Consider the following 12,619-nt stretch of genomic DNA (forward strand, 5'->3'; position numbering starts at 1 on the left):
GGGCGCGTGCAAGCTCATCGCGGGACGCGCGATATCGATATCGGAATCGCTTCGTTGTCCGCAGCGGACGATGCGCTTATTCTGAACACGTAGTTCGTGTGACACCTCCTTGACTGGGATTCGCGCCCGCTGCGTGCAGCGGGCGTTTTTTTGTGCGCATGCGCTGCATGCAGCCCTTGCAAGCCTCATCACGAAACCCGCAGAGCAAAGCACCATTTGTTGGTTCGGAATCGCCGCACGCGCTGATACGTTAGCGGCTTCGCGACGACACACAGCGTCGCGATGTTCCTCGAACCGGCCGCCGCGCGATCCGCGGCGGCCTTCATAACAAATCAGGTCGTGCTCATGAAATTCCACACTCTCGCTACGTGGCTCGTCGGGGCCGCACTCGTCACGGCCGGCACGGTCGCGCACGCGGACCGCCTCGACGACATCAGGAAGGCCGGCGTGCTGCGCGTCGCGACCTTCGACAGCAATCCGCCGTTCGGCTATGTCGACGGCAAGAGCAATCACATCGTCGGCCTCGACGTCGACTATGCGAAGGCGCTGGCCGACAAGCTCGGCGTGAAGCTGCAGCTGCAGCCGACCAATCCCGCGAACCGCATTCCGTTCCTGACCTCCGGCAAGGTCGACCTGGTGCTCGCGAACTTCACGATCACCGACGAGCGCGCGAAGCAGGTCGACTTCAGCATCCCGTATTTCTCGTCGGGCCAGCAGTTTCTCGCGAAGAAGGGCGTGCTGAAATCGGCCGACCAGCTGAACAGCTTGCGCGTCGGCGCGGACAAGGGCACGACGAACGAGATCACGCTGCGCGAGAAATTCCCGAAGGCGGCGATCGTCGCGTACGACGACACGCCGTTCGCATTCGCCGCGCTGCGCGCCGGCAACGTGCAGGCGATCACGCAGGACGGGCCGAAGCTGATCGGCCTGCTCGCGAACGTGCCCGACAAGCAGAACTACGAGATCCCGGCATTCACGATCTCGAACGACTACATGGGCGTCGGTGTGCCGAAGGGCGAGACGCGCCTGCTCGGCTTCGTGAACGACACGCTGAAGGGGCTCGAGGCGAATGGCCGCGCGGGCCAGATCTACGACGCGTGGTTCGGTCCGACGACGAAGACGCCGCTCACGCGCATCTTCCGCATCGGCGACAAAACCTGAGTCGCATTCGCATACAGGACGCGCCGCGTTCCGCCATGGGCCGTGCCGGTGCGCGGGGATCGCGGCGTTTTCCGTTTCTCTTGATCGCTTGCTTCGCGCCCGCACCACAATGCTCGGCTTGGCTCCCAAATATCTGTCCTGGCTCTGGCAGGGCTTCCTGCTGACGCTCGGCCTCGCGGCCGCGTCGGCGCTTGCCGCGACCGTCGGCGGACTGCTGCTCGCCGTCATGCGGCATGCGCGCGGCACGGCGCCGCGCACGCTGGCGGCCGGCTATGTCGTCGCGTTCCGCAACACGCCGTTGCTCGTGCAGCTGCTGTTCTGGTATTTCGGCGTCGCGTCGTTGCTGCCCGACACATGGGTCGCGTGGCTGAACGCGCGCCATCAGCTGAGCGTGGGCCCGTTCACGCTCGCATGGCCGTCGTTCGAGTTCGTCGCGGGCTGGTTCGGGTTGAGCGCGTACACGGCCGCGTTCGTCGCCGAGGAATGCGAAGCCGGGCTGCGCGGCGTGCGCCGTGCGCAGCATGATGCGGCCGCGGCGCTCGGCCTCACGCCGATGCAGTCGCTGCGCTACGTCGTGCTGCCGCAGGCCGTGCGCATCGCGCTGCCGCCGTTGTTCGGCCAATACATGAATCTCGTGAAGAACTCGTCGCTCGCGATGGCGATCGGTGTCGCCGAGCTGTCGTACGCGTCGCGGCAGGTCGAGACGGAGACGTTCAAGACCTTTGCGGCCTTCGGTGTCGCGACCGTGCTGTACGTTGCCGCGGTGGCCATGATCGAGGCCGGTGCCTACGCGGCCACGCAATGGCGCGACCGGCTCGGGGCGGGGCGTTGACGATGGATCTCTCGCTGCTGCTCGACAACCTGCCGTACCTGCTCGTCGGCGCATTCCCGGATGGTCCGCTCGGCGGCGCCGCGCTGTCGCTCGTGCTGGCGATCGCGTCGGCCATCGCATCGGCGGTGCTGGGCGTGGCGCTCGGCGTCGCGATGGCGCTCGCGCGCGGCCCGCTGCGTGTGCTGCTGCTCGCGTTCATCGGCTTTTTCCGCGCGATTCCGGTGCTGATGCTGATCTTCTGGACGTACTTCCTGATGCCGATGCTGCTGCACATGGACGTGCCGGGGCTCGCGACGGTCGTGTGCGCGCTGGCGCTGATCGGCGGCGCGTATCTCGCGCATGCAGTGCATGCGGGCATCGTCGCGGCCGGCGACGGGCAGTGGCAGGCGGGGCTGTCGCTCGGGCTCACGCGCTGGCAGACCGTGCGCTACGTGCTGCTGCCGCAGGCGATCCGGATCATGACGCCGTCGTTCGTCAACCAGTGGGTCGCGCTAGTGAAGGACACGTCGCTCGCGTATATCGTCGGCGTGCCGGAACTGTCGTTCGTCGCGACGCAGGTGAACAACCGGCTGATGGTGTATCCGGCGCCGATCTTCCTGTTCGTCGCGGCGATCTATCTGGTGCTGTGCACGTCGCTCGACGGCGCGGCGCGCTGGTTGCTGTCGCGCCGCCCGCGTGCGGCGCGCATCGCGCAGGCTGCGGCCGAGCGTACGGAACCGGTGCGGTGACGGCGCGGTGACGGCGCGCGCGCCGCGTGCGATGCATGCGGCGCGTTTCCGGTGATGAAGGTGAGAGCGTGCGGCTATCCGCAGCGGGCCGCGTCGTCGCCGAGCGAGCGGCGACGGGCGTGAGGGTGCGTTGGTGCTTCAGAACTTCGGTGCTTCAGAACTTCAGCACTTCAGCGCGTCAGCGCGTCAGCGTCAGGACGCGCTGTAGTGCGTATCGAACACCGAACGCAGCGTCGACGGACCGGTCGCGAAATCGCCCCACAGCGGGCCGTCGCTCTGCGCGAATGCAAACGGCGTCGTACTGATCGACGCGAGGCGGAAGCGCCATTGCGCCGCTTCCTGGCGGAACGCGGTGAGCTGCATGTCGGACAGCCCCGTCTGCGCGCTCGCGAGCGTGACGAGCGGATCGACCGGGTCGTTCGCGACGCGTACTTCGAAGTGCAGGTGCGGACCGGTGGCCGCGCCGGTCATCCCGACCGAGCCGATGCGCTGGCCTTGCTTGACGGATTCGCCGGTCTTCAGCCCGCGCGCGAACGCGGACAAATGCGCGTAGTAGGTTGAATAACCGTCCGCGTGATCGACGATCACGTAGTGGCCGTAGCCGCCCGGATCGGTGCCGACGAACGACACGACGCCGTCGGCCGCCGCATTGACGGGCGTGCCGGACGGCGCGGCGAGGTCGACGCCGGTATGGAATGCCATCGCCTGCGACAGCGGGTGGACGCGTTCGCCGAAGAACGAGCTGATGCGCGTCCACTTGACCGGCATCGTGAACGCGGCCGCTTCGAGCGGCGCGCCGTCGAGCGTGTAGTACGCGCCGTGATCGGCGCCCGGCGCGCGGAACCAGATCGCACCGAACGTGCGGCCCGCGACGCGCAGCTCGAGCGCGGTGAGGTGCGGCGTGCCGTTGTTGGTGTCGTACGCGATGCGGTAGTAGTCGCCGCGCTGCGCGCCGGCGCGCAGTGCGACCTTGCCGGTGACGAGATCGCCGAGCTGGATGCGCACTTCGGGCGGCACGTCGAGACGGTTCAGCGTATCGGACAGCGTGAGTTCGATGTCGCCCGCGCGCATCCCGTGCTGCTGCTCGGGCGGCGCGAACTGGAACAGGCTCGTATAGCCGAGCACGTCGTTGCGGTGCGCGCTGAGCGGCGCGAATAGGCCCGGCTGCAGGTTGCGGTCGGTGCGTTCATCGCGTTCGTTGCGCTCGCCGATCGTGCGCGCGAGTTCGCTCGTCACGAAATGCTGCGCGGTGGGAAACGGCGTGTCGGACAGCACGCGCTGCGGCAGCGCGGCCGTGCCCGAATCGACGGCGCCCGGCAGTTGCGAGACGGCCGGCAGCGCGGCGGCGAGACCGAAGGCGGCGAGGGCGCCGAGCACGGCGGCCGGCACGAGCGCGCGCACGAGGCGCTGCGCGCGCCCGGGCGCGAAAGCATCAGGAGTTGCGGCAGGCTTGACCAAAGGTGTCCACATCCAGGAAAAGCGGTTCAAAGAGGTGTGGGCGGGAACCATCGGCGGCAGATACGTCGGGTGACGACGGGGCGGGCGACGGGCGTGCAACAAAACAGGCCCCGCCAGGGGCCTGTGTCGTTTCCGTTCGACCCAACTCGCGGGCAGGCCCGCTTCGAACGGCGGCGTGAACGTTCCGGGTCGAACCCGGTTTATCACGAAGACGCTAAAGAAAGATGACAGCGTCAGTCTACCGATGTTCCGCGAAATGTTAAAAATTTTAATGAGGGTCGGCTCATTCGTTTCGCACTGCGGTAAATCGGGTTAAATCAGCATTTATTGCGCGGCTTTTCGTCAGACAGGCAATTTTTGCGCGCGCACGCGCAACGCGGCGGATGTCCTGACCGCGTCGAAGCCGGCGTCGAGCATCGCTTCCGCGTCGTTCCACAGATTGCCGCGCAAGCGGTTGGTCCAGATCATCGATGCGAACACGCCTTCGAGCAGCGACACGAGATGGACGGCCGCGAGATGCACGTCGAGATCGGCGGCGAGTTCGCCGGCCGCGATCGCGCGGCGCAGCAGCGCCTTGGTGATGCGCAGCATCTGCAGCTCGAGCAGCATGCGGCGGCGCTGCAGCGCGCCGTTCTCCTCGCTCTGCTCGCACTTCGTATAGAGGATCACGAGCACGCGCTGCATCGCGCCCGGCTCGCCGCATTGCTGCAGGTAATGCGACGCCGCGCGGCGCAGCGTGGCGAACGCGGGCAGGCTGTCGACCGCGTCGAACCCTTCCGACGTGCGCGCGAATGCGCGGTCGCACATCGCGAGACACACTTCCATCTTGTTGCGGTAGTGGCCGTACACGGCACCCCGCGACATTCCGGCGGCCTCGGCGAGGTCCGCCATCGCGGTTTGCGCGACACCTTTCTCGAGCAGCACGAGCTCGGCGGCGTCGAGGATCCGGTGCTTGATGGCGAGCGATTCTTCCCGGGTCTTGCGGGCCATGTCGTGAATTTCCTTACAGTTCGCTGTCGTTTTATTGAGACAGTATGGCGGCCGGATGGCAACCGCCTGTATTTAATCAGTCGTGACTGATTATAATCGGCCACCCTGAGCCGCCGCATTGTATCGGCGGCGAACGATCCGAGGTCAGTACATGAATAACAAACGCTCCCTGGGGCGCCGCCTGCGGCTGGCGTCGTTCGCGCTCGCGGCCACGCTGGCCGCGAGCGGATGCGGAAAGGGCGAACAGGACAAGGCGCCGGAGGCCATTCAGAACGCGACGGTCGTGACGGTGCGTCCGACGGCCGTGCCGATGACCGTCGAATTGCCGGGCCGGCTCGACGCATATCGGCAGGCGGAAGTGCGCGCGCGGGTCGCGGGCATCGTCACCGCGCGGACTTACGAGGAAGGCCAGGAAGTGAAGCAGGGCGCGGTGCTGTTCCGCATCGACCCCGCGCCGCTGAAGGCCGCGCGCGACGCCGCGCGAGGAGCGCTCGCGAAGGCGCAGGCCGCCGCGCTCGCGGCGAGCGACAAGCGCCGCCGTTACGACGACCTGGTGCGCGACCGCGCGGTCAGCGAGCGCGATCACACCGAGGCCGTCGCGGGCGACACGCAGGCGAAGGCCGACGTCGCGTCCGCGCAGGCCGAGCTCGCCCGCGCGCAACTGCAGCTCGACTATGCGACCGTCACCGCGCCGATTTCGGGCCGCGCCCGGCGCGCGCTCGTGACCGAAGGCGCGCTCGTCGGCCAGGACCAGGCGACGCCGCTCACGACCGTCGAGCAGCTCGACCCGATCTACGTGAATTTCTCGCAGCCGGCGGCCGACGTCGACGCACTGCGCCGCGCGGTGAAGAGCGGGCGCGCGACGGGCATCGCGCAGCACGACGTCACGGTGACGCTGCTGCGCGCCGACGGCACCGCGTATCCGCTGAAGGGCAAGCTGCTGTTCAGCGATCTCGCGGTCGATCCGACCACCGATACCGTCGCGATGCGCGCGCTGTTCCCGAATCCCGAGCGCGAACTGCTGCCGGGCGCGTATGTGCGGATCGCGCTCGACGCGGCCGTCGACCAGCGCGCGATCCTCGTGCCGCGCGATGCGCTGCTGCGCACGGCCGATCGCACGTCGGTGCGCGTGGTCGGCGCGAACGGCAAGGTGAAGGACGTCGAGGTCGCCGCCGACCGGATGAGCGGTCGCGACTGGCGCATCACGCGCGGTCTCGCGGGCGGCGAGCGCGTGATCGTCGACAACGCCGCACAGTTCGCGCCCGACACTGCCGTCAAGCCCGTCGAGCAGGCATCGCCGACGAAGGCCTCGTCGGCGAAGGCTGCGTCACCGGCGGCCGCCCGTCAAACCTGACCGGTTCATCTAGACCAACATGGCACGTTTCTTCATCGATCGCCCCGTCTTCGCGTGGGTGATCGCACTCTTCATCATGCTCGGCGGCGTGTTCGCGATTCGCGCGCTGCCCGTCGCGCAGTATCCGGACATCGCGCCGCCCGTCGTCAGCATCTATGCGACGTATCCGGGTGCGTCCGCGCAGGTCGTCGAGGAATCGGTGACCGCGCTGATCGAGCGCGAGATGAACGGCGCGCCGGGACTGCTGTATACGTCCGCGACGAGCAGCGCCGGGATGGCATCGCTGTACCTGACGTTCAAGCAGGGCGTCAACGCCGATCTCGCGGCCGTCGAAGTGCAGAACCGGCTGAAGACGGTCGAGGCGCGGCTGCCCGAACCCGTGCGGCGCGATGGCATCCAGGTCGAGAAGGCCGCGGACAACATCCAGCTCGTCGTGTCGCTGACGTCCGACGACGGCCGGATGAGCGACGTGCAGCTCGGCGAATACGCGTCGGCGAACGTCGTGCAGGCGCTGCGCCGCGTCGACGGCGTCGGCCGGGTGCAGTTCTGGGGCGCCGAATATGCGATGCGGATCTGGCCCGACCCGGTGAAGCTGGCCGGGCACGGCCTCACCGCGTCGGACATCGCGTCGGCCGTGCGCGCGCACAACGCGCGCGTGACGGTCGGCGACATCGGCCGCAGCGCGGTGCCGGACAGCGCGCCGATCGCGGCGACGGTGTTCGCCGACGCGCCGCTGAAGACGCCGGCCGACTTCGGCGCGATCGCGCTGCGCACGCAGCCGGACGGCGCCGCGCTCTACCTGCGCGACGTCGCGCGCATCGAGTTCGGCGGCAACGATTACAACTATCCGTCGTACGTGAACGGCAAGGTCGCCACGGGCATGGGCATCAAGCTCGCGCCGGGCTCGAACGCGGTGGCCACCGAGCAGCGCGTGCGCGCGGCGATGGACGCGCTGTCCGCCTACTTCCCGCCGGGCGTGAAATACCAGATCCCGTACGAGACGTCGTCGTTCGTGCGCGTGTCGATGAACAAGGTCGTCACGACGCTGATCGAGGCCGGCGTGCTGGTGTTCCTCGTGATGTTCCTGTTCATGCAGAACCTGCGCGCGACGCTGATCCCCACGCTCGTCGTGCCGATCGCGCTCGCGGGCACGTTCGGCGTGATGCATGCGGCCGGCTTCTCGATCAACGTGCTGACGATGTTCGGGATGGTGCTCGCGATCGGCATCCTCGTCGACGATGCGATCGTCGTCGTCGAGAACGTCGAGCGGCTGATGGTCGAGGAAGGGCTCGGGCCCTACGACGCGACCGTCAAGGCGATGCGGCAGATCAGCGGCGCGATCGTCGGCATCACGGTCGTGCTGACGTCGGTGTTCGTACCGATGGCGTTCTTCGGCGGCGCGGTGGGCAACATCTACCGGCAGTTCGCGCTGGCGCTCGCGGTCTCGATCGGCTTCTCGGCGTTTCTCGCGCTGTCGCTGACGCCCGCGTTGTGCGCGACGCTGCTCAAGCCGGTGTCCGGCGACCATCACGAGAAGCGCGGTTTCTTCGGCGGGTTCAACCGCTTCGTCGCGCGCTCGACGCAGCGCTATGCGACGCGCGTCGGCGCGATGCTGAAGAAGCCGCTGCGCTGGCTGGTCGTGTACGGTGCGCTGACCGCGGCGGCCGCGCTGATGCTCACGCAACTGCCGAGCGCGTTCCTGCCCGACGAGGACCAGGGCAACTTCATGGTGATGGTGATCCGGCCGCAGGGCACGCCGCTCGCGGAAACGATGCAGAGCGTGCGCGAGGTCGAGTCGTATATCCGCAAGGACGAACCGGCTGCGTACACGTTCGCGCTCGGCGGCTTCAACCTGTACGGCGAGGGGCCGAACGGCGGGATGATCTTCGTCACGCTGAAGAACTGGCAGGAACGCAAGGCCGGGCGCGATCACGTGCAGGCGATCGTCGCGCGCATCAACGCGCGCTTCGCGGGCACGGCGAACACCACGGTGTTCGCGATGAACTCGCCGGCGCTGCCCGATCTCGGTTCGACGGGCGGCTTCGACTTCCGGCTGCAGAACCGCAGCGGGCTCGACTATGCGGCGTTCAGCACCGCGCGCGAGCAACTGCTCGCGGCGGGCGGCAAGGATCCGGCGCTCACCGACCTGATGTTCGCCGGCACGCAGGACGCGCCGCAGCTCAAGCTCGACATCGACCGCGCGAAGGCGTCGGCGCTCGGCGTGTCGATGGACGAGATCAACACGACGCTCGCGGTGATGTTCGGCTCCGACTATATCGGCGACTTCATGCATGGCACGCAGGTGCGCCGCGTGATCGTGCAGGCCGACGGGCGGCACCGGCTCGATCCGGACGACGTGCAGAAGCTGCGCGTGCGCAACGCGCGCGGCGAGATGGTGCCGCTCGCGGCGTTCGCGACGCTGCACTGGACGCTCGGGCCGCCGCAGCTCACGCGCTACAACGGCTATCCGTCGTTCACGATCAACGGCTCGGCCGCGCCGGGGCACAGCAGCGGCGAAGCGATGGCCGCGATCGAGCGGCTCGCCGCGAAACTGCCGGCCGGTATCGGCTACGCGTGGTCGGGGCAGTCGTTCGAGGAGCGGCTGTCGGGCGCACAGGCGCCGATGCTGTTCGCGCTGTCGGTGCTCGTCGTGTTTCTCGCGCTCGCGGCGCTGTACGAGAGCTGGTCGATCCCGTTCGCGGTGATGCTGGTCGTGCCGCTCGGCGTGATCGGCGCGGTGCTCGGCGTCACGCTGCGTGCCATGCCGAACGACATCTATTTCAAGGTGGGGCTGATCGCGACGATCGGGTTGTCCGCAAAGAACGCGATCCTGATCGTCGAAGTCGCGAAGGATCTGGTCGCGCAGCGCATGTCGCTCGTCGACGCCGCGCTCGAGGCCGCGCGCCTGCGGCTGCGGCCGATCGTGATGACGTCGCTCGCATTCGGCGTCGGTGTGCTGCCGCTCGCGTTCGCATCGGGCGCCGCGTCCGGCGCGCAGATGGCGATCGGCACCGGCGTGCTCGGCGGCGTGATCACGGCGACGGTGCTCGCGGTATTCCTCGTCCCGCTGTTTTTCGTGATCGTCGGCCGCCTGTTCGACGTCGGCCCGCGCCGGCGCGGCGGGTCGCAGCCGGCGACGATGGAGGGTGCGCAATGACGTTTCACCTGAAGGCGCGCGCGACGCCGCGGGCCCCGGTCGCGCTGGCCGCTGCACTCGCGTTCGCGCTTGCCGGCTGCTCGCTCGCGCCGCGCTACGAGCGGCCGGCGGCGCCGGTGCCGGCCAGCTATGCGCCGGTCGACGGCGGCACGCAGCCGGCGTCGGTCGCAGCGCCTGTCGATGCCGCGCGGCTCGACGACTGGCGCGCGTATTTCACCGACCCGGCGCTGCAGGCGTGGATCGACGCGGCGCTCGCGAACAATCGCGATCTGCGGATCGCGGCCGGCCGGCTCGACGAAGCGCGCGCGCTGTACGGCGTGCAGCGTGCGGACCTGATGCCGTCGGTCGACGCGCACCTCGGCTACGAGCGCACGCGCCAGTACGACCCGGTCGTGCGCGAGAGCGCGGTGAGCGGGCTGTATCGCGCGGGCGTGGGTATCAGCGCGTACGAGTTCGACCTGTTCGGCCGCGTGCGCAACCTGTCCGATGCGGCGCTCGCCGAGTATTTCGCGACGGCCGACGCGCAGCGCACGGTATGCATCGGCGTGATTGCCGAAGTCGCCGGCGCGTATGTTTCCGAACGGTCGTTGCACGCGCAACTGGCGCTGGCGCAGCACACCCTTGACGCGCGCGAGCGCATCGCCGCGCTCACTCAGCGCCGCTATGCGGCCGGCACGAGCGATGCGATCGAGCTGCGCTCGGCCGAGATGCTGGTCGCGTCCGCACGTGCGTCGCAGGCCGCGCTGCAGCGCGAACACGCGCAGTCGGTGCGCGCGCTGCAATTGCTTGCCGGCGATTTCGCGCGCACGGTGCCGGCCGACGGCACCGCGCTCGACGCGCTCGCGATCGCGCCGGTGGCACCCGGCGCGCCGAGCGCGCTGCTCGAACGGCGGCCGGACATCCGCCAGGCCGAGTCGCGGCTCAAGGCCGCGAACGCGCAGATCGGCGCCGCGCGCGCGGCGTTCTTCCCGCGCGTCGCGCTGACGACCGACTACGGCTCGGTCAGCGACGCGTTCTCGAGCCTGTTCGCGGGCGGCACGAGCGTGTGGACGTTCGCGCCGCGCATCACGCTGCCGATCTTCGCGGGCGGCCGCAATCGCGCGAATCTCGACGTCGCGACCGCGCGCAAGCACATCGCGGTCGCCGAATACGAGAAGACCGTGCAGACCGCGTTTCGCGAAGTGGCCGACGCGTTCGCCGCGCGCGACTGGATCGATCGCCAGCTTGCCGCGCAGCAGGATGTGTACGCGGCCGACGGCGCGCGGCTGAAGCTCGCCGAGCGCCGCTATGCGGGCGGCGTCGCAACGTATCTCGAACTGCTCGACGCGCAGCGCAGCACGTACGAGTCGGGACAGGAACTAATCCGGCTCAAGGAACTGAGGCTCGCGAATGCGATTGCGCTGTATCGCGCACTGGGCGGCGGGTGGACGCCGGCGTCAGCTGGCGAGGCCGACGCGTGATTCGCTAGCCGTGCGGGTGGCGATCGCGCATTGCGATGTGTCGTCGTCACCCCGGCCGGTGTGGCTTCTATCGGGCCATCGGCACCGATCGACGATGAACGCATCCGCGCGTCGTCGTCATCCACGTTGTTTCTCCCCGCTGGCGAGTTGAAGCGCGCCTTCAACCCGTCACGCATCCTGGCGACCGATCGCGTCGTCACACGGTCCCGAGCGTGCCGGACTTCCTCCTTTTTCGATTGCATCCAAGGCACCGAAACGTCGCGTGCGCGTCGTCGCGCAGGCACGCCGAATGTCGTGACGGCGCACGGCATTACAAGCGGCTTTTAATCCCGGGTTGACGATTCAATTGATTCTTGTATTGAAAATAATGACGGGTGACGAAGTGTCGCGGTAAAACGTTTGTACGGATTGCGCAATCGTTTGCGCGAGAAATCCGCAGCACCGAAAATCGGCCGTTAATTTCCTCTCAGTTGAAAATCGGTGAATGCATTCGTTGCGATCGGACAACGATGGCAGGATCGGACAGAATTTTGGCATTTTCGGTTGGTAATCAAACGAAGCCATATACAGCAAGGCGGGGCGGGGGATAAGCAATCCCGAAAAGGAAATGTCTTTAATTTTCAGTCGGTTCTTTGAAATCAAAAAGGACTGCGGATGAAAATATCCGGATTGAGAATTTCAAGGAAACAGTGGGTTTGAAAGTGCGCAAAGCGAAGATTGTCATTTGCGATTTAACAATGCTTTACAGAATTCTTTCATTCATATCTCGATAATGCCGCCTCGTGACGGACGGGAGCCAACCACACGCTGCCTTTTGTATCCGCCACGTCTTCCATTCCCTTTGCAATTCTCACGGAAAACGTCATGAAAAAATCCCTCCTGGCCGCTGTCGCACTCGCAGCCCTGTCCACCTCGGCCTTCGCAGCAGGCACCGGCACGATCAACTTCACGGGCGAGATCGTCGCGGGCGCGTGCGGTATCGATTCGGGTTCGGTCAACCAGACCGTGAACCTCGGCAAGGTGCCGACCCACACGTTCAAGAAGGCCGGTGACAAGTCCGAGCCGGTCAAGTTCGACATCGTCCTGACCGACTGCGACACCAGCATCTCGAAGAACGCATTCTTCACGTTCACGGGTACGTCGAACGCGGCCCAGCCGAAGCTGCTCGCCACGATCGGCTCGGCAACCAACGTCGGCATCCGCGTACAGGGCGCAACGGGCGAAGACCTCGACAACGGCGTCGAACAGGCCGCTGCAACCCTGCTGCAGAACGGCAACAACACCGTGCGCTTCGCCGCACGCTACGAAGCGACGGCAGCCGACGTGACGCCGGGTACGGCCGACGGCGTCGCGAACTTCACGGTTCGCTACCAGTAAGCGGCCGTCACGGAGGAGGGGTGCGCGCACCCTTTCTCCGGCTTGTCTTCCTGCCCAGCTTTTTCTCGGACTTCCGGTAGCGCCGCGTGCGAATCAGACATT

Annotated in this window: 9 protein-coding genes; 7 read left to right on the forward strand and 2 right to left on the reverse strand. The window is 67.3% G+C overall.

Annotated features, from left to right (window positions below):
* Positions 1–345 precede the first annotated feature (345 nt).
* The 3 genes from U4Y91_RS30495 to U4Y91_RS30505 all read left to right on the forward strand — a co-directional run bounded on the left by U4Y91_RS30495 (position 346) and on the right by U4Y91_RS30505 (position 2,721).
* Positions 346–1,161: an ABC transporter substrate-binding protein gene (locus U4Y91_RS30495; protein WP_321808172.1), complete on the forward strand. Its 816-nt coding sequence runs from the start codon at positions 346–348 to the stop codon at positions 1,159–1,161.
* A 109-nt stretch (positions 1,162–1,270) separates the two neighbouring features.
* Positions 1,271–1,993, forward strand: a complete 723-nt coding sequence (locus tag U4Y91_RS30500; protein WP_321808173.1) for an amino acid ABC transporter permease — start codon at positions 1,271–1,273, stop codon at positions 1,991–1,993.
* A gap of 2 nt (positions 1,994–1,995) precedes the next feature.
* The gene (locus U4Y91_RS30505; protein ID WP_321808174.1) at positions 1,996–2,721 is read left to right on the forward strand and encodes an amino acid ABC transporter permease; all 726 of its coding nucleotides are present in this window, start codon (positions 1,996–1,998) and stop codon (positions 2,719–2,721) included.
* Between the two features lie 192 nt (positions 2,722–2,913).
* Here U4Y91_RS30505 and U4Y91_RS30510 read toward each other — a convergent pair whose 3' ends face one another.
* Positions 2,914–4,191: a M23 family metallopeptidase gene (locus U4Y91_RS30510; RefSeq protein WP_321808175.1), complete on the reverse strand. Its 1,278-nt coding sequence runs from the start codon at positions 4,189–4,191 to the stop codon at positions 2,914–2,916.
* A 330-nt stretch (positions 4,192–4,521) separates the two neighbouring features.
* Entirely contained in the window at positions 4,522–5,169 is a 648-nt protein-coding gene (locus U4Y91_RS30515; RefSeq protein WP_321808176.1) for a TetR family transcriptional regulator, read from the reverse strand.
* Positions 5,170–5,320: 151 nt separating this feature from the next.
* Between U4Y91_RS30515 and U4Y91_RS30520 the strand changes: the two genes are divergently transcribed.
* The 4 genes from U4Y91_RS30520 (at position 5,321) to U4Y91_RS30535 (ending at position 12,517) form a co-directional block, all read left to right on the forward strand.
* Entirely contained in the window at positions 5,321–6,523 is a 1,203-nt protein-coding gene (locus tag U4Y91_RS30520; protein WP_321808177.1) for a MexX/AxyX family multidrug efflux RND transporter periplasmic adaptor subunit, read from the forward strand.
* A gap of 19 nt (positions 6,524–6,542) precedes the next feature.
* Positions 6,543–9,680 (forward strand): multidrug efflux RND transporter permease subunit, encoded by a 3,138-nt coding sequence (locus tag U4Y91_RS30525; RefSeq protein WP_321808178.1) that lies wholly within the window; start codon positions 6,543–6,545, stop codon positions 9,678–9,680.
* Positions 9,677–11,140 carry an efflux transporter outer membrane subunit gene (locus U4Y91_RS30530; RefSeq protein ID WP_321808179.1) on the forward strand — a complete coding sequence of 488 codons (1,464 nt, stop codon included), beginning with the start codon at positions 9,677–9,679 and terminating at the stop codon, positions 11,138–11,140. The genes U4Y91_RS30525 and U4Y91_RS30530 overlap by 4 nt, the downstream gene beginning before the upstream one ends.
* 864 nt (positions 11,141–12,004) lie before the next feature.
* The gene (locus U4Y91_RS30535) at positions 12,005–12,517 is read left to right on the forward strand and encodes a fimbrial protein (protein WP_044843588.1); all 513 of its coding nucleotides are present in this window, start codon (positions 12,005–12,007) and stop codon (positions 12,515–12,517) included.
* Positions 12,518–12,619 lie beyond the last annotated feature (102 nt).

It is taken from the genome of Burkholderia sp. BCC1993 (assembly GCF_905339865.1).
Lineage (GTDB): Bacteria > Pseudomonadota > Gammaproteobacteria > Burkholderiales > Burkholderiaceae > Burkholderia.

Bases quoted from the DNA above. Each gene is read 5' to 3' on its own strand.
- U4Y91_RS30515 (WP_321808176.1), bottom strand. From the start codon at position 5,169: ATGGCCCGCAAGACCCGGGAAGAATCGCTCGCCATCAAGCACCGGATC.
- U4Y91_RS30530 (WP_321808179.1), top strand. From the start codon at position 9,677: ATGACGTTTCACCTGAAGGCGCGCGCGACGCCGCGGGCCCCGGTCGCG.
- U4Y91_RS30525 (WP_321808178.1), top strand. From the start codon at position 6,543: ATGGCACGTTTCTTCATCGATCGCCCCGTCTTCGCGTGGGTGATCGCA.
- U4Y91_RS30500 (WP_321808173.1), top strand. From the start codon at position 1,271: ATGCTCGGCTTGGCTCCCAAATATCTGTCCTGGCTCTGGCAGGGCTTC.
- U4Y91_RS30495 (WP_321808172.1), top strand. From the start codon at position 346: ATGAAATTCCACACTCTCGCTACGTGGCTCGTCGGGGCCGCACTCGTC.
- U4Y91_RS30535 (WP_044843588.1), top strand. From the start codon at position 12,005: ATGAAAAAATCCCTCCTGGCCGCTGTCGCACTCGCAGCCCTGTCCACC.
- U4Y91_RS30520 (WP_321808177.1), top strand. From the start codon at position 5,321: ATGAATAACAAACGCTCCCTGGGGCGCCGCCTGCGGCTGGCGTCGTTC.
- U4Y91_RS30510 (WP_321808175.1), bottom strand. From the start codon at position 4,191: ATGTGGACACCTTTGGTCAAGCCTGCCGCAACTCCTGATGCTTTCGCG.
- U4Y91_RS30505 (WP_321808174.1), top strand. From the start codon at position 1,996: ATGGATCTCTCGCTGCTGCTCGACAACCTGCCGTACCTGCTCGTCGGC.